We start from the raw sequence: 24931 nt of genomic DNA on the forward strand, positions 1-24931 counted from the left end.
TGTACGTGATGATCCTCGCCTGGGACCTGCGGGACTCGGAGCGGACCGTGGAAGGGCTGCGGGAGTATCTCCGCGACTACGCCGTGGAAGCGTTCTCCGAGGTCGACGGGATGCACCTGAAGGTGTGGTTCTCCCATCCCGCGCAGCAGATCTGGGGCGCCGTCTACCTGTGGGACTCCGCGGAGGCGATCGCGCGCAACCGCCCACCCGCGCCGAGCAAGTCGATCGAGCTGATCGGCTACCCGCCGACGTCGGAGTCGGTGTTCGAGGTCGAGGCGATCACCGCGCACGGCGATGCGTGGCAGGCGTTCGCCGACTTGGGCCGGGCGATGCAGGAGCGCTGACCCCCGACAGGTGCGGTCGCCGGGCCATCACCGTCGCCCTCACCCCGGCGGGCGGCGGATGAGGCCGTGTTCGTAGGCGTGGATCACCACGTGCACGCGGTCCCGCAGCCCCAGCTTCGTCAGGACCGCCCGCACATGGGTCTTCACCGTGTTCTGGCTCAAGAACAGCTCCTCGCCGATCTCCGCGTTCGACCGGCCCGCCGCGATCAGTGTGAAGACGTCCACCTCGCGCGGGGTCAGATCGTGGAGGGGGTCGGCCTGCGTTTCCCGTTCGGGCACCGGCGCCTCGCGCAGCAGGCCGATCACCGTGGCCGCCACCCCCGGCGCCAGCGCCGACGTCCCCGCAGCGACGTCGTGCACGGCCTTCCGCAGCGCGCTCGGCCGCGTGTCCTTCGTCAGGTAACCGCTCGCACCGGCCCGCACGGCCGCGGCCACCAGCTCGTCCGCGTCGAACGTCGTCAGGATCAGCACCCGCGTCGACGGCGACAGCCGCGTGACCTCCTTCGTCGCGCCGACACCGTCGAGCCCCGGCATGCGGATGTCCATGAGCGTCACGTCGACGCCCCGGGAGCGCACCGCCTCGATCGCCGCCCGCCCGTCGCCCACGTCCCCGACGACCTCGATCCCCGGATCGGCCGACAGCACCGTGCGCAGCGCGCGGCGCAGCGGCACCTGGTCGTCCACCAGGAGTACCCGTACCGGTCTCACCGCTGCTCCTTGGTCGGTAGCCGCGCCGTCAGGACCCAGCCGGAGTCCTCCGGATCGGCCGAGAACACGCCGCCCGCGGCCTCCACCCTCTCCCGGGCGCCCGCCAGGCCGGTCCCCGCGGGACCGGTGTCCAGCCCGCCCCGGCCGCCGTCGTCGCGGATCCGGAGGAGAACGCCGGTCTCCCGCCATTGGAGGTGGACCGTTACGGCCACCGGCGGCCTCAGGTGCCGGAACGCGTTGGTGATCCCCTCCTGCGCCACGCGGACGATCGCCGCCTCGGCGTCGAGCGCCACCGCCGTGCGCGCGCCCTCCTCCTCGAACACCACCCGGTGCAGCGGGGTGGTCGCCGCCCGCACCAGCTCCGGCAGCGCCCCCAGGGTCGGCGGCGCCTCCCCGCGGTCCGGGCGCCCCGCGTCCAGCACGGCCAGCATGGCGCGCAGCGCCCCGAGCGCGTCGCGGCCCGACTCGGCCACGTCCTCCAGCTCCTCGCGCGTGCCCTTGTCGCCGGCCGTCACCGCGGCCGCGTCGACCCGCGCCACCATGACCGTGATCGAGTGCGCGATGACGTCGTGCAGGTCGCGGCGGATCCGCGCGCGTTCGGCCGACCGCGCCGCCTCCACCCGTTCCCGTTCGGCCCGGGCGGCCCGCTCCCGGCGCCGGGCCGCGGCGACCGCACCCGCCCACACGGCGGCCACGGCGCCCAGCTCGAACACCCCCTGGGCCGCCGGTGTCCACGCGGGCATGTCGCCGGGGAGCCGGGTCCACGAGGCGGACCCGCTGATCACGACCCCGGCGGCGGCCACCGGCAGCGCGGCCGCCCGCAGGCGGCGGGACGTCGCGGCGATCCGCCACAGCACCACCAGGAAGCACGCCGCCGACGGCAGTGCGCTCGGCGTCCGCCCCGGCATCGGCGTCAGCACCAGCCCCAGCATGGCCTGAGAGGCGAGCGCGAAGCCGGCCGCGGGGCGGCGCAGGGCGGCCTCGACCGAGGCGTGCAATGCCACCGCCGCCAGGGCCGCCGCCGCGACCTGCCACGCGTGGGCGCCGCCGAGCGCCATGAGACCCAGCACCGGAACCGACAGCGCCCCCAGGACGCCGTGGGCGACCAGCCGGAACCGGGGCCACAGGCCGCCGCCGTGGCCGCCGCCCTGACCGACGTCCATGTCCACCTTGCTTCCGCTCCGTTCCGCCGGGCCCCATGCAACCACGCCCCTCCCGCTCACCGGGCCGGAGCGTGGGGCCGGGCCCGGGATTTCACCCTCCGGGGTGAGGTGGGACGACGGCCGCCGGAATTAGCTTTGCCGCCGTGAATACACGGCACATGATCCGATCTGTCCCGGTGCGGCGTGCGGTCCTGCCCGTCGCACTGGCCCTGACCGCGGCGGTGGGCACGGCGCCGCCCGCGCACGCCGCCACCGGTGCGGCGGCCGACGAGCTGGTCGACGCCTACCGGTCGGCCTATGACACACCCGGCATCGCCGTGGCGGTGATCGACGGCTCCACGGTCGAGACCGCCGTGCGCGGCCACGACGGGGACGGTGCCGCCGTCACCCCGGCGACGCGCTTCCGGATCGCCTCGATGAGCAAGCCGATGACCGCCGCGGCGGTGATGCTGCTGGTGGAGCAGGGGGAGTTCACCCTGGACGCCCCGGTCGTCGACGTCCTGCCCGAGTTCACCATGGACGACCCGCGCTTCCGCGGGATCACCGTCCGCCAGCTCCTCGACCACACCTCGGGGCTGTCGGTCAGCACCAACAACGAGTACGTGTTCCCGCCGCCCCGCAGCGCCGCCGACGTCGTCGCCGAGCTGGCCGACAAGGAGCTGGCCGCCGACCCGGGGGAGCAGTGGGAGTACCACAACACCAACTACTCGGTGGCGGCGAGGATCGTCGAGGCCGTCGCGGACGAGCCGTTCGACGACTTCCTCGCCGAAGAGCTGTTCACCCCGCTGGGGATGGACGACACCACCGCCACCGAGGGGTGCGCGGACCCGGCGCCGGGGCTGGCGTCGGGCTACGAGGTCGTGCTCGGCGTCGCCGTCGCCGCCCCGGAGATGCCGGGCCGTTGCGTCGGCAACGGCGGCGTGGTCTCGACCCTGGAGGACATGGTGCGGTGGGTGCGCTTCAACCAGGGCGCGCTCGGCTCAGACCTGCTCAGTGAGGAGTCCCTGGAGGAGATGCACACCGCCCAGCCGGGGGCCGGGGAGTCCGGCCTGGGCTGGGAGGTGCGCCCCGCCCCGGCGGGAGGGGACGGCCCGCTGGTCGCCCACGGGGGCACCCTGGCGACCTGGACCGGGGACATGGCGTTCTCACCCGCCTCGGGGACCGCCGCCGTCGTCCTGACCAACGGCGTGGGCGCTCCCGCCCTCCTGACCACCAACCTGCTGGCGGAGCGGGCCGGTGCCGAGACGACGCCGGTGGGCAACCCGATGAACATCGTCAACGCGGTCCTGCTGGGGCTCACACTGCTAGCGGGGACGCTCCTCACCACCGCGGTGGTCCGGGCACCCCGCTGGGCGCTCCGACGGCGCGAGGCCCGGCGCCCCCGGGTCGTGCTGCGCCTCGTCCCCCTCGGGCTCGTGACGGTCCTCGGCCTGTTCCTCCCGACCCTGATCGGGGTCCAGGGCGGGTCGTTCAGCTTCCAGTACTGGATCGTCGCGGCGTGGCTGATGCCGCTTCTGGCCGTGTTCTCCCTGGTGTGCCTCGTCCTCGGCACGGCCGCCCTCGCCCGCCGCATCCGGTGCCTCCGGCGGGCACGATGGACCCCGTGATCCATGCCAGGGAAGACCGGTGGGACCTGGGACTCCGCGGTCCGCGGGTCGAGAGTGTCGAGGAGCGGGGCGACGGGGTCCGTATCGCCGTCGCCGCGCCGCTCGCGTCGGGTGACGCCGTGGACGTCCTCCAGACGCTCATCGGCACCAAGGTCCTGGTGTCCATCGCCTTCCCGGCCGGGCACTTGCGCCTGGTCTTCGGCGACGGGCGCCACATCACCGCCCCGGGGCGCGGCGACCCGGTCAGCGGACCCGCCGACTGGGCCCCCGGCTCCTCGGACGGGGTCCTCATCCGCGCCGTCCGCGGCGGGGTGGAGGTCACCGGCGCGGTCGGCTGACGGCGGCTACGGATCCAACCAGCCGTTGGGCTCGCAGCCGTCGAGGCGCAGGGTCTGCTGCATCATCACCGGGGCCCGCTCGCCCTGGCCGGGGCAGCCGACGTGGCCGTGGCCCAGCGCGTGGCCCACCTCGTGGTTGATCACATAGATCCGGTACGTCTCCAGGTCCCCGTCGAAGTGCTCGACCCCGGACACCCACCGGTTCTGGTTGATGATCGCCCGCCCGTTCGCCTTGCACGAGGTGTAGCCGTTGGTCCGCAGCGGCGCGCACATCGCGTCCACGGTGTCGGGCGAGGCCAGCGCCACCCGGAAGTCCACCGGCCCCTCCTCCACACGCTCGAAGGAGTGGCCCTTGGACGTCCACCCGCGCTCGTCGCCGAGGATCGCGTGCACGGCGTCCGCGAAGTCCTCCGCCTCGCCGGGCAGGCCCTTCTCCACCTCGACCGTGTAGCGGACGACCGGGCCGTCGCCCACGGGTCCCGCGCCGCCCCCGACGGTCTCCAGCTCGCCGTCGGCGCTGGTCACCTCCTCGACCACCGACCGCATGATGGGCGAGGGCGATGGAGACGGGGAGGGCGGCGACGAGGGGGAGGGCGAGCCGGACGGGCCGCCCCGGGCGTCGCCCCCGCCGCTCGGGGAGGGCGACGGCGAGACGGCGGCCCCCCGGCCCGCCCCCGGGTCGGGCACCCACGGCAGGTTGTCGGCCACCAGCAGCACGCACCCGAGGGCGACCACGGCCAGACCGACCAGCACCTCCGGCGGGTAGCGGCGTCGGCGGCCGCCGGACTGCGGAGCACGCTCGGGCACGCGTGGACCTTCCTGGAACGGGGCGGGAGCGGGACCCCAGCATCCCAGAGATCCGGCCCGGCTCGGATCCGGACGCCCCCGCCCTGGTCATCCCCAGGCCGGGAAATGCCGGGACATTACGCGCCCCCGCTCCCGTCCTCCGCGCTCACCCGCTGCACGACCTCGAAGCCCCACAGCTCGCTGCCGGTCGCCGCGGGGCCGCCGTGCCCGTGCCCATGGCCGTGGCCCTGCCCGGCGCTCCCGGACTCCTCCGCCGCCTCCGCGTGCCCCGTCTTGAAGGCGCTGCTCTCCAGCCACGCCTGGAACGACCCCTCGTCCCTCCACCGCGTGTACACCAGGTACCGGTCGGTGCCCTCCACCGGCCGCAGAAGCATGAACTCCTCGAACCCCGGCTGCCCCTCCACCAGCCCGGCCCGCTTGGCGAACCGCTCCTCCAGCGTCCGGCCCTCGCCCTCAGGCACGGTGAGCACATTGAACTTGACCACGCTCATGGCGGTGTCCCCTCTCGGTCGCGACGTGTTCGGGATGGACAGTCTCCACCACCTCCGGCGCATGACCGCGGCAACACCCACCCTTTGCCGACCGCGTACCGCGCCCAAGGCGCGTCGGACGGCCCGCCCCGCCCGTGCCCGGGCAGGATGCGGGCATCACCGACCTGGAGGAGCCGCATGCGGGACATCGCCCGGACCGTCGAAGGCCTGGCCGACGGGCTGCGCTCGGACCTGGTGGAGCTGGCGCGCATCCCGTCCATCGCCTTCCCCGGCCACCCGGAGGCGCCGGTGCTGCGCGCCCGCGACCAGGTGGCCGAACTCCTGCGCGCCGCGGGCATGGAGTCCGTCGGAGCACTGGAGATGCCCGGCTCCTACCCCGTCGTGACCGGCTCCCTGCCCGCCCCCGAGGGCGCCCCGACGGTGCTGTTGTACGCCCACTACGACGTCCAGCCGCCCGGCGACCAGTCCCACTGGGACAGCCCGCCCTTCGAACCCACCGAGTTCGACGCCGGCCCGCTGGGCCCGGCCATCCGCGCGCGCGGGATCGCCGACGACAAGGCCAACATCCTCGTGCACATCGGCGCGCTGCGCGTCTTCGGCGGTCGGCCGCCCGTGGGCGTCAAGGTCGTCATCGAGGGGCAGGAGGAGTACGGCGGCCCGTTCGACACCTATCCGCCCAGCGACCCGGATCTGTTCGGCTCCGACGCCATGGTCATCGCCGACATGGGCAACGTCCGCCCCGGCGTTCCCACCTTCACGGTCGCGCTGCGCGGCGACGCCGAGGTCGTGGTCGAGGTCCGCACCCTGGACGGGCCACGCCACAGCGGTGAGTTCGGGGGAGCGGCGCCCGACGCGCTCATCGCGCTCCTGCACGCCCTGTCGACCCTGCACGACGCGGACGGAAACGTGGCCGTGCCGGGCCTGCTCAGCGAGGAGTGGGACGGCACCACCCTGGACGAGGCCGAGTTCCGCCGCATGGCCGGGGTGCGGCCGGACGCGCCGCTGATCGGCACCGGCAGCCTGGGGCGCCGCCTGTGGACGGGCCCCGCCATCACCGTCATGGGGCTCGACGCCCCCGCCGTCGACACCGCGGCCGCGGCCGTCGTCCCCTACGCGCGCGCCAAGATCAACCTCCGCGTCCACCCGAGGCAGGACGCCGCCGAGGCGCAGCGCGCGCTGGTCCGCCACCTCGAAGGCCTGCGCCCGTTCGGCGTCCCGCTGAGCGTGCACGCCGGGGACTCCGGGTCCGGCTTCGCCGCGCAGACGGGCGGCCCCGCGTACCGTGCCGCCGCCGACGCGATGCGCGAGGCCTGGGGCGCCGAGCCGGTTCACATGGCCAGCGGCGGCGCCATCCCACTCGTGGCCGGGCTGGCCAAGGCCGTCCCCGGCGCGGAGATCCTCCTCTTCGGCGCGCAGGACTCCGAGTCCAACCTCCACGCGCCCAATGAGCGGGTCCTGGTGGACGAGCTCAAGCGCGCGGTGGTGGCCGAGGCGGTCTTCTTCCAGGAGTACGCGCGCCGGTACCGGGAGCGGGAGGACGCATGAGCGGCGGGCAGGGCAGGGAGTGGCGCTTCCCCAGCGCCCTGACCGTCCTGGCGGCCGTCACCGCCGGGGTCTGGCTCGCCGCCTTCCTGATCCCGCCCGGCGCCTATGAGCGCGACGCCGACGGCGCGCCGATCGCGGGCACCTACGCGCGCATCGACGCCGACCGCACCTTCACCGACCGGCTCATGGACTTGTTCCTGTCCCCGGTCAACGGCCTCTACGGCATCCTCGACCCCGGCACCGGCATCGTCGGCCCGGACAACACGGGCGAGCTGTTCGGCAGCGCGGGCGTGTTCCTCTTCGTCCTGGCCATCGGCGCGTTCGTCACGATGGTCTTCGCGACCGGCGCCCTGGAGCGGGCCATCGCCCGCCTGGCCCACCGCCTCAGGAGCCGCGGCGGCCTGCTCGTCGGGGCGGTGATGGGCGTCTTCGCGGTGCTCGGCTCCATCGAGGGGTTCGCCGAGGAGACCCTGGGCTTCTACGGCCTCATCGTCCCGATGGTGCTGGCCCTGGGCTACGACCGCATGACGGCGGCCGGCGCGGTCATCCTCGGCGCCGGGGTGGGCGTGCTCGGCTCGACCGTCAACCCCTTCGCCACCGGGGTGGCCTCCTCGGCCGCGGGGGTGTCCCTCGGTGACGGCCTCCCCTTGCGCCTGCTGATGTGGGCCGTGCTCACCGCCGTCACCATCGCCTACGTCCTGCGCTACGCCGCGCGCGTGCGGGCGCGCCCCGAACGCTCGCTCACCGGCTTCCTGCCCGGGGACGCCGAAGCCGCCGAACGCGCCGCCCAGGACGCCGACCCCGAGCCGCTGACCGCCACCCACCGCGTCGTCGTGGCCTTCATGGCGCTGGTGTTCGCCTTCATGGTGTTCGCGGTCGTGCCGTGGGCGAGCGTGGTGACCGGCGACGCGGCCGCCGCCCCCTACCCCTGGCAGCTCGACTGGTCGTTCGGGCAGCTGTCCGCGCTCTTCGTCGTCGCCGCGATCGCGGTCGGGCTGATCGGGCGGATGGGGGAGGCGCGCCTGACCGGCACGCTGGTGCGCGGCGCCGCCGACTTCATCGGCCCGGCGCTGGTGATCGTGGCCGCGCGCGGCGTCACGGCGATCATGAACAACGCGAGGATCACCGACACCGTGCTGCACTCCATGGAGGCGGCGGTGTCGGGGACCTCCTCGGCGGTCTTCGCGGTGCTGGTGTTCGCGGTGAACCTGCCGCTGGCGTTCCTGATCCCCTCCACCTCGGGGCACTCCACGCTGGCGATGCCGGTCCTGGCCCCGCTGGCGCACTTCGCCGGGGTCCCGGCCGACATCGTGGTCACCGCCTGGCAGGCCGCCTCGGGGTGGATGAACCTGTGGGTGCCGACCACCGCCGTGGTGATGGGCGGGCTGGCGCTGGCCAAGGTGGGCTACGGCGCGTACCTGAGGTTCGTGGCGCCGCTGCTGGCGGTGCTGTTCGTGCTGGTGTGCGTGTTCGTCGGCGCGGCCGCCGCCCTGGCCTGAGGCGAGAAAAGGAGGGCGGCGGCCGCACCGGGAGGGGCGGCCTAGTGCCGCGCGCGGCGGGCGCGCAGGGCCTCCAGGCCGGCGGGGGTCAGGCTGCCGTGGAACCGCACGCGCGAGTACCCGCCGTCGGGGTAGACGTCGACGCGCGCGTGGGTGGCCCGGTGGGCCCCGTCGAGCAGGAACCGGTGCGGGGAGTCGGGCTGGAGCCGGGTGCGCGGCAGCACCGTCGTCCACACCGACGGGTCGGACAGGTCGCCCTCGGCGGCGTCGGCGAAGGACACCTCGACCCACCCGGCGGCGTTGCCCTTGAGGTAGGCGGTGTCGATCTCGACCGCCCGCACCTCGCCGTGCGCGGCCAGGCGGTAGAGCACCCAGTCGTTGCTCTCCCGGACGCGGCGGCGGCGGTTCTCCCAGCCGTCGTCCATCTTGCGGGAGCGGCCCGGGAGGATGGTGTTCTCGGGCGGGGAGTAGAAGCGGTCGGAGGCGTCCTCGACGACCCCGCCGTTCTCCAGCGCGGCCAGGTCGAAGGTGCCCAGGGCGGACAGCCACTCGGGGTCGGGGACGACCTCGCCGTGCACGCGGAGGCGGGCGATGCCGCCGTCAGGGTACTGCTTGAGGCGCAGGTGCGTCCAGCGCCGCTCGCTGTCCACGGCGAACCCGTTGGCGGCGTGGCCGCGCAGCTGGGAGCGGGGGACGATCTCGGTCCACTCGGCGTCGAGCAGCTCCTCGGGGGAGGGGGTGCCCGTCAGGCAGACCGCCTCGACCGAGGCCTGCTGGGGGTAGTTGCCGCGGAAGTGGGCGGTGTCGATCATCACGCCGCGCACCACGCCGGGCAGGCCCAGACGGATCAGCGCCCAGTCGTGGGCGCCGTCGCCGGGGAAGGGCTCCTCGGCGGTGTTGCGCCGCCGCCGGGTCTCCCAGCCGTCCATGACCTTGCCCTTGTGCCCGAAGGCCTCGGGGTCGAACTCCGCCGGCTCGGGCTTGAGCAGGTTCTCGCGCTGGGCGAAGAACTCGTCGTTGGCGGCCACGACCGAGCCGCCCAGGCGGCGGTCGGCCAGGTCGACCAGGCCGGTGAAGGCGTGCTCGGTGCTCCGGTAGTCGGCGAAGGGGTCGCCGCCGGAGTAGGGCTGCGCGTCGTAGGCGTGCGGATCGGTCGGGGCGCCGGCCACGGTGCTCCTCACTGTCGGGGGAGGTGAACGTCGAGAATGTGAACTTTGTACCGTTGAAGGCGAGTACGTCCCCCAGTGTGCGCCCGGTCGATCTTTCGTGTCCATCGACGTCTACTGTTCAGACTGTTCATGATCACTGAACGGTGGGGCCGGGCCGTCCGCGTGCTCGGCCGCCGCCCGCTGCAGCGCCCCCAGTACCCGGGCCAGCCGCGGCCGCCCGCCCGCGCCCGCGCGCACCGCCGCCACCACGTGCCGCAGCGGGCGGTCGGCGCGCAGCTCGCGCACGGCCACCCCGGGCCGGGCCGCCGGGGCCGCCAGCCGCGGCACCAGCGCCACCCCCATCCCGGCCTCCACCAGGGACAGCACCGCCGACCAGTCGGCGGCCGAGTGCGCCTGGTCGGGGGTGAACCCGGCGGCCCCGCAGGCGTGCTCGGTGATCTGCCGCCACGGCCCGGAGTCGCCGAAGATCCACGGCTCCTCGGCCAGGTCGGCCAGGCGCAGCCCGGGGGCCGCGGCCAGCCGGTGGTGCGCGGGCAGGGCCGCCCGCATCGGGTCGGCCAGCAGCACCGTGCGCTCGAAGGTGGCATCGCGCGGGGAGGGGGCGTCGGCCGCCAGCGACAGCGCCAGGTCCACCTCCCCGGCGGCCAGCAGCCCGTAGGCCTCGGCCGCCTCGGCCTCGCGCACCCGCACCGCCAGGCCGGGCCAGCGCCGCCGCAGGTCGGCCGCGGCCGGGACGACCAGCGCCGGGATCGCGGTGGCGAAGGCGCCCACCGCCACCCGCCCGGCCTCGCCGCGGGCGAAGGCCTCCAGCTCGGCCTCGGCCCGCTCCAGCTCGGCGAAGACGGCGTCGCCGTGGCGCAGCAGCACGTGCGCGGCGTCGGTCAGGCGCACCCGCCGCCCGTGCGCCTCCAGCAGCTGCACGCCCGTCTCCCGGGACAGCCCGGCGAGCTGCTGGGACACGGCGGAGGGGGTCATGTTCAGGGCCTCGGCCGTGGCCCGGACGGTGCGGTGCTCACCGAGCGCGCGCAGCACCCGCAGCTTGCGCAGATCCCAGTCGGTCATACCGCAAAGGGTAAGCGTTCCTGAACGGTCGTGCAGTCACCGTTCAGCGTCTCGGCGGCTGGGACACGGGGGAGCGGTGCGCGCGCCCGCGCCGTGCGGCTCGGTACCCTCGGACGGGTCGTGTTCTCCCCAATGAAGGCTAGGTAGGGCAGCCGTGCGCATCGCGAGATTCTCTTCCGGGGACGACGTCGGGTTCGGCCTGGTCGACACCGACGCCGAGAGCGGGCAGGAGTTCGTGTCCCGCATCAGCGGGCACCCCCTGCTCGGCAACATCCAGCTGACCGGGGAGCGCGCCAAGCTCGAGGACGTGCGGCTGCTGTCGCCCGTGCTGCCCAGCAAGGTGGTGTGCATCGGCAAGAACTACGCCGACCACGTCGCCGAGATGAAGGACGTGACCGGCGGGGCCACCGCCGAGCCGGTGGTCTTCCTCAAGCCCTCCACCGCGGTGACCGGGCCCGGCGACCCCGTGTTCTACCCGGCCGCCTCCGCGCAGGTGGACTACGAGGGCGAGCTGGCCGTGGTCATCGGCCGGATGGGGCGCGAGGTGCCGGTGGAGCGCGCCAAGGAGATGGTGTTCGGCTACACCGTCGCCAACGACGTGACCGCCCGCGACCTGCAGCGCACCGACAAGCAGTGGACGCGCGCCAAGGGGTTCGACTCCTTCTGCCCGGTCGGGCCGTGGGTGGAGACCGGCCTCACCCTGGAGGAGGCCTCGGACCTGCGCATCACCACCACCGTGGACGGCGAGGTGCGCCAGGACGCGCGCACCTCGGCCCTGATGCACCCCATCCCCGAGCTGGTCTCCTACATCAGCTCCTTCATGACGCTGCTGCCCGGGGACATCATCCTGACCGGCACCCCGGCCGGGGTCGGCCCGGTCGAGCCCGGGCAGCGGGTCAGCGTCGCGGTGGAGAAGGTCGGCGAGCTGTCCAACCCCGTGGTCACCCGGGAGTAGACCCGGGGGCGACCGCCTCCTCGACCGCCTCCGCCGCTTGCACCGCCCCCTTCGGGAAGCCGAACAGAGCGGTGAGCACGAACCCGGCGATGTAGCCCACCACCAGTCCGCCGCCGTAGACCGCCACGGCCGGTCCGATCCCGGCGCTGCCCTGCACCAGCGGGAACAGCGCCCACCCGGACGGGCCGATGGCGGTCGACCCGGTGGTCGCCCAGAGCTGGCCCATCAGGCCCACGAACGCGCCGCCGACGGCGCCGCCCGCGCAGGCGGTGATGAACGGGCGGCCCAAAGGCAGCGTCACGCCGTAGATCAGCGGCTCGCCCACGCCCAGCAGACCGGCGGGCAGGGCGGAGCGGACAGTGGCGCGGATGCCCGCGTCGTGCCGCAGTCGGCGGTAGACCGCCAGCGCCGCGCCGACCTGCCCGGCCCCGGCCATGGACAGGATCGGCAGCAGGGTGGTGTAGCCCTCCAGGTCGATGAGGGTGGTGTGGATGGGGATGAGGGCCTGGTGCAGGCCGAGCATCACCAGCGGCAGGAAGAGCCCGCCCAGCACCAGCCCGGCGAACGCGCCCGCGGTGCCCAGCAGCCAGTCGGCCCCCGCTCCGATCGCCTCGGACAGCGCGCCGGCGGCCAGCATCAGCCCGAAGACCGTGGCCAGGCCCGCCACCAGCACGGCGATGGTGGGGGTGAGCAGCACGTCCAGGGTGCCGGGCATGTGGCGGCGCACCCGGCGCTCCACGTAGGCGCACAGCACCGCCGCGCCCAGGGCGCCCAGCACGCCGCCCTGGCCGGGGGAGAGGGCGGTGCCGAAGACCTGCACGTCGGCGACCCCGGCGAAGGGGATGATGGCGGCGACGGCGCCGCCCAGGACGGGGGTGCCGCCGAACTCCTTGGCGGCGTTCATCCCGACGAACACGGTGATCAGCGACATGAACCCGGAGCTGATCGCGGTGAGCGCGGGGAGCGCGCCCTCCATCCAGCCGAGGTTGCGCAGCAGGCCGGTGACACCGGCGATGATCCCGCAGGCGATGAGGGCGGGGATGAGCGGGACGAAGATGTTGGCGATGCGGCGCAGGAAGAGCTTGAACGGGGTGGCGTTGCGCCGCTTGTTGGCGGCCCGGATGGCTGCGCCCCGCTCCGCGAGCTCTTCGGCCGTATCCGTCTGTCCGGCCTGGCCCGTCTCCCCTCCTCCCTTCTCCTCCACCAGTCTCCCGAAGGCGGCGGCGACGGCGTTCACCGCCTGGGGGCCGACCACGACCTGGTAGGTGTCGTCCTCGACGACGCCGAGGACGCCGGGCAGGGCGCGCACGTCGGCGTCGCGGACCCGCGAGCGGTCGGCCAGGCCGAGCCGCAGGCGGCTGATGCAGTTCGCGACCGAGGTGACGTTGGCGGCGCCGCCGACGAGGGGGAGCAGCGCGCGGGCGGTGTCCTCGGGCCTCGGGGCGGTGCCGGGGCCGGACCGGTCGGACATGGGGGGACTCCTTTCAACCGGGGGCGCCGCGCCCTCAGGGGGCGGCGGCGATGGCCTCGCGCAGGCGCCCGTCGCTGTCGCGCAGCAGGCGGGCGGCGGTCGCGGCGTCCACGTCGGCGGCGAGGACGAGGATGGCCTCCTTGACGCCGCCGCCGGTGGAGGTGAGCGCGGCCTCGGCGTCCTCGGGGGAGGCGCCGGTGGCGGCCTCGACGATGCCCAGGGAGCGGGCGCGCAGCTTCTCGTTGGTGGCGCGCAGGTCCACCATGAGGTTCCCGTAGGTCTTGCCGAGGCGGATCATGATGACGGTGGAGAGCATGTTGAGCACGAGCTTCTGCGCCGTCCCGGCCTTGAGCCGGGTGGACCCGGCGATCAGCTCGGGGCCGACGACGACCTCCACGGGGTGCTCGGCGGCGGCGCCCAGCGGGGAGCCGGGATTGCAGGAGACGCCGACGGTCAGCGCCCCGGCCGCCCGGGCGGTGCGCACGGCCTGCACCGCGTAGGGGGTGCGCCCGGAGGCCGAGACGCCCACCACGGTGTCGTCGGGGCCCACGTCCAGGCCGGAGACGTCGGCGGCGGCAGCGGCGGCGTCGTCCTCGGCCCCCTCCACGGCGGTGCCGACGGCGCGCGGGCCGCCCGCGATGAGACCCACGACCTGCGCGGGGTCGGTGCCGAAGGTGGGAGGGCACTCGGAGGCGTCGAGCACCCCGAGCCGCCCGGCGGTTCCCGCGCCCGCGTAGACGAGCCGCCCGCCGCGCCGCATGCGCTCGGCGGCGGCGTCCACCGCGGCGGCGATCGCGGGCACGGCGTCGGCCACGGCGGCGGGGACCTTGGCGTCCTCGGCGTTCATGGTGCGCAGGATGTCCGCGGTGGCCATGCGGTCGATGTCGGCGAGGTCGTCCCGGCGCGCCTCGGTCGCCAACCCGGCGAGCTCGTCCCGCAGTCCCCGGTGGTCGAGCCCGTGGTGGTCGGTCCCGGTGGTGGCCATGCGTGTGCCCCTCCTACTGAAGGTTTCCTTCCCCGCCGTTCAATCCTCAGAAGGTAATTTTCCCACTGGCGCGACGGAAACGCACGTAGCCGGTGACATGCCTCACATGACCCGAATGCCCCTTCCTGGGAGGGCTCCCAGGGACCCGACCGCGACCGGAGGCGGAGAGGGTCGCATCCTGCCAGGTGAGAGGCGCGGCGAAGGTGTCGCGTGGGCATTTTGTGGCGGTTTGTCCTTCATTAGAACTTGTTCAGGCATTTAAGAACGGGATACGTTCCCTGCGCCTCTGTGCGCCCCCGCTGCACATCCCCCGCCGTCCCCCTCCCGGAGGCCTGCACCCGTGCCCCTCGGCGACCACCCCCGACGCCCCCTGCCCGCCCGCCGTCTGGCGGCCCAGACCGTGGTCATCACGGCCGTCCTCGCGCTGCTCGCCCCACTGGCCTTGGTGCCGGACGCCGAAACGGTGTGGATGCCGCGCCTGAGCCCTGTCGCCGACGCGGACGTCACGACCCCGGACCAGCGCATGGGGTCTGCCGACGGCCTCCCGCACACGGTGGACACCGGTATGACCTCGGCCGAAGGGGGCGGCGGCGGAAAGGTCGAGCCGCCCGAAGGCGCTCTGCCCCGGGAGTGGCCGGACGTCCCCGAAGAGGCCTCGGTGGAGCCCCCGGAGACCGGACCGCGCCCCATGGAGGAACCGGAAGCGCCGGAGGTCGAAGGCTTCGACCCGGATACGAGCGAGGAGATCCCGGAGGAGCGGGACGAGTTCTCCCGCACCTACCGGAACGCCGACGGGACCCTCGCCACGGACTTCTCCCTGGAACCCCTCCACTTCGAGAACGACAAGGGTGATTGGGAGGAGATCGACCCCACTCTCATTCCCGAACGCACCGGAGTGTGGAGCAACCGGGCCGATGCGAACGACGTCGACTTCTCTGAGACGGCGGACGGTGCACCGCTCGCCAGGATGGAGACCGAGGACGGGCGGTCCGTCGCCTTCTCCGCCGAGGGGACGGGGAACGCACGCGGTGAAGTGTCCGAGGACGATCCCGACACCATCGTCTATGAGGACGCGCTCGACGGCGCCGGGATCGAGCTCACCGCGCTGCGGGGCGGAGCGGTCAAGGAGACCATCGTCCTCGACGAGGCGCCGCAGGCCCCCGAGGACGCGGTGTGGCGGTTCCCGCTGGACTTGGACGGCCTGGACCCGCGGAAGGCCGACGACGGAGGCATCGACCTCGTCGATCCCGAGTCGGGCGATCCTGAGGGCCACATCCCGGCCGGCTATATGAGCGATTCCGACATCGACCCCCGTTCAGGGGACGGGGCGGAATCGGACGACGTGCATTTCGAGCTCGTCGAGGAAGGCGGTTCCTGGACGCTCGAGGTGACGGCGGACTTCGACTGGCTCACCAGCGGCGACCGCGTCTACCCGGTCCGGGTGGACCCCACGGCGGCGTGGAACTACAACGCCTCCCAGGACACCTATGTCCAGAGCGGTTACGGCTCCTCCCGGTACCAGGACAAGGACCTCAAGGCGGGCACCTACAACGGGGGCTCCACCAAGGCCGCCTCGTACCTTCGCTTCTCATCGATGGTCAAGGAGCTCGAGCACCACAAGATCTACAACGCCGAGCTCTACCTCTTCAACCACTGGTCCTACTCGTGCACCGCCAAGCCGGTCACCGTCCACGAGGTCACCGGTTCGTGGGACCAGAAGAAGATCGCCGGATACCCGGGGCCGAAGTACGACTCGACCCCGTTGGGCCGCAAGAGCTTCGCCCACGGGTGGATGCCCGCGGGTGCCTCCTCCAGCTCCTGCCCGGCCGCTTACGAGGGCATCGACCTGGGATCGCGCGGCCGAGACCTCGTCCAGGACTGGGTGGACGGCGATAAGCCGAACCGAGGACTCACCGTCCGGGCCTCCACCTCCGACAGCTACGGGTGGAAGAAGTTCGGCAGCCGCGAGTCGTGGGGCGCGCCGTACATGACCGTGGTCTACAGCCCCTACCGCGCCGACTACGCCTTCGCCCAGAACCCCCCGGAGGCCGACCCCGCGCCCACCGCGAACCGCGCCACCTACGTCGACGTCAAGGTCACCAACCGGGGCAAGGAGACCTGGACGCCTTCCAACGGCTACGAGCTGAGCTACGCGCTCTACGGCCCCGACGGCGAGCGCGTCTACCACGAGGCCCCGACGACCGAGATGCCGGAGAACGTCACCACCGGTGAGACGGTCACGGTGAAGGCGAAGGTCGGGCCGCTTCCGCCTGGTGAGTGGACCGTCAAGTTCGACATGACGCACAAGGCGCAGTCCTTCGCGGCCTGGGGCGTCCCGCGTACCGCACAGCTCACGCTCGACATCCCCGACCTGCCGCCGCAGTTGGTCGACTACAGCCCGCGGGACGGAGCGACCGTTGCAACGCTGAGGCCCGAGTTCACCGCGGTCGGCCGCAACAACGACGCCTGGCCCGACGACGGCCTGGAGTTCTGGTTCGTCTTCTGCGACGGCGCATGGCCGGACTGGGAGTGCACCGATTCCGGCTGGCAGGAGGACACCTCCTGGAAGCTCCCCGACGGCCTTATGGAATGGGGCGGCCGCTACTCCTGGACCGTCTGGGTCCGCGACGGGAGCCAGACCACCGAGGGCCCCTGGCTGAGCGTCGGCGCCGAGCCCGACCAGCCCGCGGTCACCTCCAAGCTCGCGGCCGGGGGAACGGCGGAGTCCGAAGGCGGTGTCGACCCCCTCCTGGGCAACTTCACCCGCGCCGACACCGATGCCGCGGTGCCGACGCCTGGACCGCCGCTCACCGTGACGCGCACGTTCAACTCCGCCGACCCCCGCCAGGGCGGCATGTTCGGGTCCGGGTGGAGCACCCGCTTCGACATGCGGCTGCTGACCGATGCCGACGGGACCGGCAACGCCGTCGTCACCTACCCGGACGGGCGCCAGTACCGGTTCGCCCGCAACGGCGACGGCTCCTACACCGCGCCCAAGGGGATGTTCGCCACGCTCCGCGTGACGGACGGCGGCGGATGGCGCCTCATGGACAAGCAGGGTGACTCCTACGTCTTCGACGCCGACGGTGCTCTGGTCGAGATCACCGACCACCGTGGCCGGAAGCAGACGCTGGACCACAGCGGCGGGCGCCTGTCCACGGTGACCGGCGCCGGAGGGCGGCTCCTCCGCTTCGCGTGGGACGACGGACACGTCTCCTCGGTCACGGCCGAAGGGCCGGACGGAACCTCCGCCGAGTGGGCCTACATCTATGAAGGCGACCGCCTCACCTCGGTCTGCGACCCCGAAGGCGGTTGCACGAGCTACGCCTACGAGGACGGCTCGCACTACCGGGCCGCCGTGCTGGACGCGAACCCCTACGGCTACTGGCGGTTCGATGAGGGGGAGGGCACGACTTCGGCCGACGAGATCCACGAAGCCCTGGGCGGTGAGCCGGCCCAGACCGCCGAGGGGGCCCTCGGAGCGGAGCACCCCCTCGCCGGGACGACGGGCGGCTCGCTCGACGCGGGTGTCGGGCACGCCTCGCTGCCCGATTCGCTCCTCCAACGGGTGGGCACGCGGATCACCGTCGAGACGTGGATCTCCACGACCGGGCACGGCACGGTGCTGGGGGCGATGGACGCCGAGGAGGACCCGGCCCAGCGGGCGCCTCTGCTGTATGTCGGAACCGACGGCAAACTGCGTGGAGGCTTCTGGAACTCCGGGGGCGCGGGCTCCTCCATCACCTCGTCGGAGGCGGTGAACGACGGTGGATGGCACCACGTGGCGCTGACCTCGGACGGCACCGTGCAGCGCCTGTACATCGACGGTGAGGAGGTCGGCAGCCGCGAGGGCCAGGTCGATCACCGCGCGATGAAGTTCCTGTACGCGGGGCGGGGCGTCGCCGACTCCGGGTGGCCCGCCACCCGCGATACCAAGGGCGAGTTCCCTTTCGACGGCCGTATCGACGAGGTCGCCGTGTACCAGCGACCCCTGCACCCCGAGACCGTACGTATGCACGCGGAGTCGGGGCAGGACCCTGCCGACCGCCTCGTGTCCGCACTCTCGCCCGAGGAGCGGGTGCAGGACACCGTCTCCTATGACGAGTCCACCTCTCGCGTCGAGCGGCACGTGGACGCCGACGGCGGGGAATGGCTCTACGGCGACCGTGTGTACCGGGGCGACGTCGGCGCCGAGGAGCCGGAGGCCACGGCCGAGGTCACCGTTACCGACCCCAGGGGCGGAACCACGGTGTCGACCTACGACGCCCTCGAAGGGCACCGGATCGTCCGTACGGAGGATCAGCTCGGCTATACGACCACCTACGCCTACGACGTCGGCGGGTTCCTGGCCGAGGTCACCGATCCGAACGGGGCTGTGACCGAGTTCTACAACGACGAGCGGGGCAACCGGCTCGGGCGCAAGACCTGCCGTGACACGGCGCGCGAGAACTGCTTCGCCGACTGGTTCCATTACTTCCACAACGCGGACGACCCGTTCGATCCGAGGAACGACCAGCTCACCAGCTACCACGACCCGCGCTCGCAGGACTTCCTCGACGAGACGTACCGCACCTGGTGGGCCTACAACGAATACGGGGAGCAGCAGTCCGAGTCGGGTCCGCCCACCGAGGACTTCCCGAGCGGGCGGGAGCGGCACTTCAGCTACACGCACGGCACCGAACCGGCCGTGGGCGGGGGAACGCTTCCGGCGGGCCTGCTCGCCTCGGAGACCGACCCCAACGGCGGTACGACCCGCTACTCCTACACCGCCGCCGGAGACCGGGCGGAGGTCGTCGAGCCCAACGGCCTGACGCGCACTTTCACCTACGACGGCCTGGGACGCGTCCTGAGCGAGACCGTCTCGGACGGCCCCGAGGGCCAGTCGGCCACGACGTCCTACACCTACGACGACGCCGGGCGCGTGCTCACCGAGACAGCCCCGACCGTGGAGAACGAGGTCACCGGGGCGAGCCACACCGCGCGCACCACCTACACATACGACGCGGACGGCAACCGGCTCACCGCCGAAACGGCCGACCTCGGGGAGGGGGCCGGTACACGCGTCGAAACGTGGGAGTACGACGCCCACGGCAGGGAGAAGACGCATACCGGCCCCGAAGGCGCGGTGACCCATACGGGCTATGACGCGACCGGCGCGGTCGTCACCCGCATCGACGCTGAGGGAACGCAGTTCCAGACCGCCTACACCCTCCGCGGCGAGGTGGCGGAGGAGAAGATCATCGGGTGGACGGGACACCCGGACATGCCGATCGAGGCGACCACTCTGGTGCTGGAGTCGCGGGCCTACGACCCCGCAGGCCGTTTGGCGTCGGTGACCGACGCCGTCGGGCGCACCACCGCCTACGACTACTACGCCGACGGGCTCCTCGCCCGTGTGACGGCACAGGGCGCGGTGCTGAACGACGAGAGCGAGCCGCGCGACGTCGTCCGTGAGGAGTTCGAGTACGACGGCGCCGGGAACACCGTTGCCCACACCTCCGAAGGAGGGGAGAGGAGGACCGTCTCCACCTACGATGCGGCGTCCTTCCTCACCGAGGAGGTCCTCGATCCGGATGGTCTGGCCCGGACGACCTCCTACTCCTACGACGGCAACGGCAATGTGCTCTCGGAGACCCTGACCGCCGCCGGAACCGAGCGTGTCGAAGAGGTCCGGTACGCCTACGACGCCGGTGACCACCTGGTCTCCGAGACCGTGGAGAACGGCGACCAGGACCTCGTCACCCGCTACACCGTCGACACGTTCGGACGCGTCGTGCGCGAAGTGGACCCGAGAGGGGCAGAGGAGGGTGCCTCGGCCGCCGACCACGCCACGGACATGCGTTACGACGCCCGGGGCGACCTGGTCGAGGTCCGGGGACCCGAGGTGGACATCGAATCGGAAGGCGGCACCGCCGAACGCGGGCGCCCCACGACGCTCTACGGATACGACGCCTTCGGCGACCGTACGCACGAAGTGGACGCCGAGGGCGGCACGACCGTCACCGAATACGACAGGGCCGGCCGCGTCATCGCGCAGACCGCCCCCGAGTACACCGGCCCGGACGGAGCCGCGATCGCGCCGCGTGCGACCGTCGCCTACGACGACCTGGGAAGGAAGACCGAGCAGACCGACGCCCTGGGCGCCACCCGGAGCTACTCCTACGACCAGCTGGGCAACCTCGCGGTGGTGACCGACCCGCCCACCGAGGACGGGGCCGAGGCGGGGCGCTGGGTCATGCTCTCGATGCCGACCGGGGAGACGGCCGCGGTGTCCGACCCCTCGGGCGCCCTCACCGAGGCGACCTACGACGACCTCGGGCGCCAGGTGACCGAGACGCGGGTAGAGCGGCTGCCCCAGGCGGGGGCCTACACCACGGAGTACGCCTATGACGCGGGCGGCCGAGTGGTCTCGGTGACCGATCCCCTCGGCAATACCCGGACGTCGGAGTACAACGCCGCGGGTGAGCTCGTCGAGTCGACCGACGAGACCGGTGCCGTCACGCGGTTCGAGTACGACCTCGCGGGGCGTGCGGTCAAGGCCGAGACCCCGGAGGGCACCGTCCATACGTCGGCCTTCGACCTCGCCGGACGGATGACCGAGAACGCGACGGCGGGGACCGGTACCGATGAGCGGACGAGCGTGTCCTTCGCCTACGACGCCGCCGGGAATGCGGTCGCGGAGACCGACGCGCTCGGTGAGACCGTCCGCAGGGCGTTCGACGCGGGCGGGCGCATGGTCGAGCTGGTCGAACCCGTGGCGGACGGCGAGACGATCACGACGTCGTTCGGCTACGACGCCATGGGCCACAGGACGCGCACCACGGACGGGCGCGGCAACTCGGTGATCACCGGCTACAACGCCGTCGGCCTGGTGGAGTCGCTGACCGAGCCCGCGACCGAGGCGACTCCGGACGAGGCCGACCGGACCTGGCGGACCTTCTACGACGCCGGGGGCAACCCCGTTCGGGAGGAGGCACCGGGCGGGGCCGTGCGCACGCGCGAGTTCGACGCCCTCGGACGGCTGGTGGCCGAGTCCGGTACAGGGGCCGAGGCGATGACCGCGAACAGGACCCTGGGGTACGACGCGGCAGGTCGCCTGAACCGGATCAGCACCGCGCTCGGTGAGGTCGAGGCGGTCTACGACGACCGGGGAAACCTGGCGCAGATCCTCGGGCCCGAGACCGACGGGACCGGTGAGCCGGTGCCGTCGGTGACCATGGCCTACGACGCCGCCGGGCGCCTGGAGTCGCGGACCGACAAGGAGACGGGGACCGCCACGTTCGAGCGGGACGCCGGTGGGCGCGTGGTGAGCCAGTACGACCCGGTGACCCGTGCGACGGTGGCGACCTCCTATGACGACGCGGGGCGCCCGGTATCGGTCTCCACGGACGGCGGTGCCGCGCGCGAACTCACCTATGACGGGCTAGGCCGCCTGGCGAGCGACGCTGTAGCCGGCGGTCCCTCGGTGGCGTACACCTACGACGCCGCCGGGCGCACGGTCGGCCGGACGACCTCCGGGACGGTCGGTGCGGGCACGGAGTCCTTCTCCTACGACGGCGCGGGACGCCTGGCGTCGTGGACCGGCCCGTCGGGTGAGGTGACGGAGTACGAGTGGGACGCCTCCGGGAACCGTGTGCGTGCCGGGGACGTGGAGTTCGAGTACGACGAGCGCAACCGGCTGACCTCATCGAGTGCGGGGGACCGCTGGGAGTACACGCCGCGCGGGACGCTGGCCGAGTCGGTGGTGTCCGGGGTGGCGCGGACGCCGCAGTTCGATGCCTTCGAGCGCATGACGAGCGCCGGGGACGGGAACGTGTCCTATGGCTATGACGCCCTGGGGCGCGTGGTCTCACGCACGCAGGACGACGGGGTCCTCGCCGCTGAGCAGCGGTCGGAGTTCACCTATACGGGTTGGGAGAACGACCCGATCACCGTGACCGGTGCCGGAGGCGATGTGCTCTCGGCCTACGGCCGCGATGAGGACGGCGCCCTGCTGAGCATCGCCGACGGCGAGGGCGAGCCGGGGCTGGCCTTCGGTAACTCGCATTCCGACCTGGTCGCGGCGTTCACATCGGAGGGCGACGTGCTGGGGTCGGCGTCCTACGACCCGTTCGGTGAGGTGGTGGAGTCCCAGGGCCAGGGGGCGTCGGTCGGCTACCAGGGCGAGTGGACGGACCCGGCGACCGGGGACGTGAACATGCACGCCCGCTGGTACCAGCCGGGGACCGGGAGGTTCGCCTCCAGGGACACGATGACCTTGAACCCCGACCCGTCGGTCCAGGCCAACCGCTACACGTACGGCAACGGGGATCCGGTGGCGAATACCGACCCCACAGGACACTGTGTGCTCTCGCTCCGCTGCTGGCGACCGGTGGTCCCGGGGCTCGGGGGCGGCGGCTACGGGGGAGGCGGGACGGTCAGTACCCCTGGCTGGCTCAGGAACGGTTGGTCGAATACCAAGCGGAACGCGGCGATCGGCTGGACGGCCGTCGGGGCGGGGGCGGCATGGGTGACCGGGAAGGTCACGGGGTCGCGGAGTCGGGCACATACCAGATCGCGGGGCGGAACAAGGGCCAGGAGCGGCACTCGATCGGCGACGACGACTTTTGTGAACTGGCCGTCCGTCGGGGTGGGGGCAGCCACGGGGAGATTCTCCACCGGGACGCATTGGCGTCCTGCCGGGCGCGGCGGCTGGTACCCGAGGAAAGGCTGGAGCAGCGGCGGAGGCCGGGGCGGTGCCCCATCTCGCCCGGCTCCTCCGAAGGTCGATCCCCGCAAGGCGATTCTCGCGAAGATCCTCGATACGCCGCAGCCGCGCCCGGCCATCAACAACCCGATCGGGCAAGAGGAGGTCGATGAATCGCGGCGGAAGGCAGAGAGGAGGACGAGTGTTGAGGAGGTCGACTTTGATGTCGACGACTACGAAACGTTCGAGGATGCGGTAGTCGGCCTGGAAGATAAACTGGGTGGAATCAATATTGAAAGTGCTGATGAGGGCGTCCGGTGTGAAAGTCGGATTCAGTACAGTCCGATCAACGCTCGTGGCCAGCGCGGCGCGGCACTAGGTGCATTCTGCGGCAAAGAGGATTTGAACCCGAATCGCTTCGATCCAAAGGTCAAGCCGCCGGCCTTTCAGGCGGGCGATAATGCGAGTCACCTTATTGCCAGCCTCTTTTATGGGCAGGGTGTGCCAGAAAATATTATTTCGATGACAGGTAGGGCTAACAAGTCGGGGATGAAGCGGATTGAAAGCAGGGTTGCGAGGCATCTCCAGGGTGACCATCGCGTCCTGTACCTTGTGACCCCGGTGTATGAGGGGGATGGTGCGCGACCATGGGGTGTGCATATGCAGGGAATTGCGGATAATGGCGATCGCTGGGATGCCTGTGTGATCAATGGTGGCTCTTTCGGTTATGTCGATGGTGATGTCTGTCGCGAGAAGGTGGGTAGTTAGATGACTGGGCTTGCAGGGGTCGATGACCTGGTCGCTATTGTTGGATCATTGCCGGATGGACCCTGTGGCATCGATTGGGATGGAGATGAATCTGAACTCGGGATTACCCTTCCGAGAGATTACAAGGAGTTCATCGAGAGGAGTGGGGTGTCTCGAATCAATGGGATATCCGTTGCTGCGCCCGCCGGGGGAGATGGAATTTCTCGTTCCGTCTCCGCTGTGACGGAAGAGATCTCGCTGATCTATGAAGGGAATAGAGCGGAATTTCCGGATGCTGTTCAAGGGGTTGTCGACGCGCAGGGTCTATTCGCTGGGTGTGGTGGGTTGATTCCGATCCCGTTTCACCCTGGGCGTCCCGGGCTCGTTGCGTGGGGAGAGGATCTGGGTGGAGCGAATATCTACTGGCTTACGGAGGGGGAGCCGTATGAATGGCCGGTGGTGGTCGACTATCGTGACGATATCTGGGAGCGTCACGATATGTCCGCCTGTGAGTTCTTGGTAGAGGCGGTTACTGGTCGGCTCGATTCGAATATCATCAAGGGTGAGTATGTGGCGCAGCGCCCCGTTCTGGTCGAAAGATTCGGATGAGGTCTGTTTTGGCGAGCGGTCCGCCGTCGGATGGGCGTCCGGGCGCTTGCGATGCAGGTTTGGGTGCTTGAAATGAGGTTAAGGACGGTAAAGCCCGTAGTCCTTGTGCTCGGGCTCGCTGTACTCCTTGCGGCCGTATCCGGCGCGGCGCGGTCCGAGGGGCCGTTCGACATCCCCGGGGCCGACGACCTGAGTTGGCTCACCGAGGAGCCCGCCGCCTTTCCGCCCGACCCTCCGGGATGGCAGCGGCACACCGCGGCCGACATCTCCTATGCCGTGCCCGGTGACTGGGTTCCCGTCCCCGAGGGCGATCTCAAGGACGGCTACGCCGCCTCGTGGCACGCACCGGACGGCGGCACCGCCATCGGGGAACTGAGCGTGCTCGACTACCCGGACGCCGGGACCGACGCCTACCGCGCCCTCGTCGACGCCTCCTCGCTCCTGCGGAGCGAAAAGCTCGACCTTCCGCTCGCCGGGAACGAGGGCTGCTGGGAGTACGACTTCTTCGATTTCTACCTCAACGGTGCCTGCGACTTCCCTGCGGCCTACGTGGACCCGGAGAGCGGGAGGCGCATCCACGGCATGACCGGTGTCTACTACGCCGTCCAGGTCGAGCGCGACTCCGCCCCTGTGATCGTGCGGGTCCTTCTCGTGGAGGACTCCGATTTCACGGTGCCGGATCTCCTGGACGCCGTTCGGCCTGCCTACGCCGGTCTGATCCGCTGAAACCCCGCCCCTTTCCCCT

Annotated in this window: 17 protein-coding genes; 9 read left to right on the forward strand and 8 right to left on the reverse strand. The window is 72.0% G+C overall.

Annotated elements, in window-relative coordinates; genetic code table 11:
• Window positions 1-8: 8 nt before the first annotated feature.
• Window positions 9-344 carry a hypothetical protein gene (locus O4U47_RS07640; protein WP_270676949.1) on the forward strand — a complete coding sequence of 112 codons (336 nt, stop codon included), beginning with the start codon at window positions 9-11 and terminating at the stop codon, window positions 342-344.
• A 39-nt stretch (window positions 345-383) separates the two neighbouring features.
• Here the strand turns inward: O4U47_RS07640 and O4U47_RS07645 are convergent, their stop codons facing one another.
• Both O4U47_RS07645 and O4U47_RS07650 read right to left on the reverse strand, forming a co-directional pair.
• Entirely contained in the window at window positions 384-1052 is a 669-nt protein-coding gene (locus O4U47_RS07645) for a response regulator transcription factor (protein ID WP_333563636.1), read from the reverse strand.
• Window positions 1049-2215, reverse strand: coding sequence for a sensor histidine kinase (locus tag O4U47_RS07650; protein ID WP_270676918.1), 1167 nt, complete (start codon window positions 2213-2215; stop codon window positions 1049-1051). Before O4U47_RS07650 ends, O4U47_RS07645 begins: the two co-directional genes overlap by 4 nt.
• A 158-nt stretch (window positions 2216-2373) precedes the next feature.
• Here O4U47_RS07650 and O4U47_RS07655 point away from each other — a divergent pair, with 158 nt between their 5' ends.
• Together O4U47_RS07655 and O4U47_RS07660 are read left to right on the forward strand one after the other, a co-directional pair.
• A complete protein-coding gene (locus O4U47_RS07655; protein WP_270676920.1) occupies window positions 2374-3822 on the forward strand; it encodes a serine hydrolase domain-containing protein in 1449 nt (482 codons plus the stop codon).
• Entirely contained in the window at window positions 3810-4160 is a 351-nt protein-coding gene (locus O4U47_RS07660) for a hypothetical protein (RefSeq protein ID WP_408638947.1), read from the forward strand. Before O4U47_RS07655 ends, O4U47_RS07660 begins: the two co-directional genes overlap by 13 nt.
• Window positions 4161-4166: 6 nt before the next feature.
• On the opposite strand, the gene O4U47_RS07665 is transcribed toward O4U47_RS07660, so the two are convergent.
• Window positions 4167-4967, reverse strand: coding sequence for a DUF3152 domain-containing protein (locus O4U47_RS07665; RefSeq protein ID WP_270676922.1), 801 nt, complete (start codon window positions 4965-4967; stop codon window positions 4167-4169).
• Window positions 4968-5083: 116 nt separating this feature from the next.
• Window positions 5084-5458, reverse strand: a complete 375-nt coding sequence (locus O4U47_RS07670) for an antibiotic biosynthesis monooxygenase family protein (RefSeq protein WP_270676923.1) — start codon at window positions 5456-5458, stop codon at window positions 5084-5086.
• A 177-nt stretch (window positions 5459-5635) separates the two neighbouring features.
• Between O4U47_RS07670 and O4U47_RS07675 the strand changes: the two genes are divergently transcribed.
• Complete coding sequence (locus O4U47_RS07675; RefSeq protein WP_270676924.1) at window positions 5636-7003, forward strand: M20/M25/M40 family metallo-hydrolase; 1368 nt, start codon at window positions 5636-5638, stop codon at window positions 7001-7003.
• Window positions 7000-8502 carry a YfcC family protein gene (locus tag O4U47_RS07680; protein ID WP_270676925.1) on the forward strand — a complete coding sequence of 501 codons (1503 nt, stop codon included), beginning with the start codon at window positions 7000-7002 and terminating at the stop codon, window positions 8500-8502. Before O4U47_RS07675 ends, O4U47_RS07680 begins: the two co-directional genes overlap by 4 nt.
• A 41-nt stretch (window positions 8503-8543) precedes the next feature.
• Here the strand turns inward: O4U47_RS07680 and alc are convergent, their stop codons facing one another.
• On the reverse strand, window positions 8544-9671 hold the full coding sequence (gene alc / locus O4U47_RS07685; RefSeq protein WP_270676926.1) for an allantoicase: 1128 nt from the start codon (window positions 9669-9671) through the stop codon (window positions 8544-8546).
• 111 nt (window positions 9672-9782) lie between these two features.
• Window positions 9783-10733: a LysR family transcriptional regulator gene (locus O4U47_RS07690; RefSeq protein ID WP_270676927.1), complete on the reverse strand. Its 951-nt coding sequence runs from the start codon at window positions 10731-10733 to the stop codon at window positions 9783-9785.
• 154 nt (window positions 10734-10887) lie between these two features.
• On the opposite strand from O4U47_RS07690, the gene O4U47_RS07695 reads away from it, so the two are divergent.
• On the forward strand, window positions 10888-11688 hold the full coding sequence (locus O4U47_RS07695) for a fumarylacetoacetate hydrolase family protein (protein WP_270676928.1): 801 nt from the start codon (window positions 10888-10890) through the stop codon (window positions 11686-11688).
• On the opposite strand, the gene O4U47_RS07700 is transcribed toward O4U47_RS07695, so the two are convergent.
• Complete coding sequence (locus O4U47_RS07700) at window positions 11675-13159, reverse strand: PTS transporter subunit EIIC (protein ID WP_270676929.1); 1485 nt, start codon at window positions 13157-13159, stop codon at window positions 11675-11677. The two genes, O4U47_RS07695 and O4U47_RS07700, sit on opposite strands and share 14 nt — an antisense overlap.
• Window positions 13160-13193: 34 nt before the next feature.
• Window positions 13194-14144, reverse strand: a complete 951-nt coding sequence (gene murQ / locus O4U47_RS07705; RefSeq protein WP_270676930.1) for an N-acetylmuramic acid 6-phosphate etherase — start codon at window positions 14142-14144, stop codon at window positions 13194-13196.
• 340 nt (window positions 14145-14484) lie between these two features.
• Between murQ and O4U47_RS07710 the strand changes: the two genes are divergently transcribed.
• The 3 genes from O4U47_RS07710 (at window position 14485) to O4U47_RS07720 (ending at window position 24912) form a co-directional block, all read left to right on the forward strand.
• The gene (locus O4U47_RS07710) at window positions 14485-23598 is read left to right on the forward strand and encodes a DNRLRE domain-containing protein (RefSeq protein ID WP_270676931.1); all 9114 of its coding nucleotides are present in this window, start codon (window positions 14485-14487) and stop codon (window positions 23596-23598) included.
• Entirely contained in the window at window positions 23599-24186 is a 588-nt protein-coding gene (locus tag O4U47_RS07715) for a hypothetical protein (protein ID WP_270676932.1), read from the forward strand. It abuts the gene before it with no gap.
• Between the two features lie 105 nt (window positions 24187-24291).
• Window positions 24292-24912, forward strand: coding sequence for a hypothetical protein (locus tag O4U47_RS07720; protein ID WP_270676933.1), 621 nt, complete (start codon window positions 24292-24294; stop codon window positions 24910-24912).
• Window positions 24913-24931: the final 19 nt, after the last annotated feature.

The organism is Nocardiopsis suaedae (assembly GCF_027706745.1).
In the GTDB taxonomy this organism is placed as follows: Bacteria; Actinomycetota; Actinomycetes; order Streptosporangiales; family Streptosporangiaceae; genus Nocardiopsis_A; species Nocardiopsis_A suaedae.

Coding starts and splice junctions, on each gene's coding strand:
- O4U47_RS07640 (WP_270676949.1), top strand. CDS start 9: ATGATCCTCGCCTGGGACCTGCGGGACTCGGAGCGGACCGTGGAAGGG.
- O4U47_RS07650 (WP_270676918.1), bottom strand. CDS start 2,215: ATGGACGTCGGTCAGGGCGGCGGCCACGGCGGCGGCCTGTGGCCCCGG.
- O4U47_RS07655 (WP_270676920.1), top strand. CDS start 2,374: ATGATCCGATCTGTCCCGGTGCGGCGTGCGGTCCTGCCCGTCGCACTG.
- O4U47_RS07660 (WP_408638947.1), top strand. CDS start 3,810: ATGGACCCCGTGATCCATGCCAGGGAAGACCGGTGGGACCTGGGACTC.
- O4U47_RS07670 (WP_270676923.1), bottom strand. CDS start 5,458: ATGAGCGTGGTCAAGTTCAATGTGCTCACCGTGCCTGAGGGCGAGGGC.
- O4U47_RS07675 (WP_270676924.1), top strand. CDS start 5,636: ATGCGGGACATCGCCCGGACCGTCGAAGGCCTGGCCGACGGGCTGCGC.
- O4U47_RS07680 (WP_270676925.1), top strand. CDS start 7,000: ATGAGCGGCGGGCAGGGCAGGGAGTGGCGCTTCCCCAGCGCCCTGACC.
- O4U47_RS07690 (WP_270676927.1), bottom strand. CDS start 10,733: ATGACCGACTGGGATCTGCGCAAGCTGCGGGTGCTGCGCGCGCTCGGT.
- O4U47_RS07700 (WP_270676929.1), bottom strand. CDS start 13,159: ATGTCCGACCGGTCCGGCCCCGGCACCGCCCCGAGGCCCGAGGACACC.
- murQ (WP_270676930.1), bottom strand. CDS start 14,144: ATGGCCACCACCGGGACCGACCACCACGGGCTCGACCACCGGGGACTG.
- O4U47_RS07715 (WP_270676932.1), top strand. CDS start 23,599: ATGACTGGGCTTGCAGGGGTCGATGACCTGGTCGCTATTGTTGGATCA.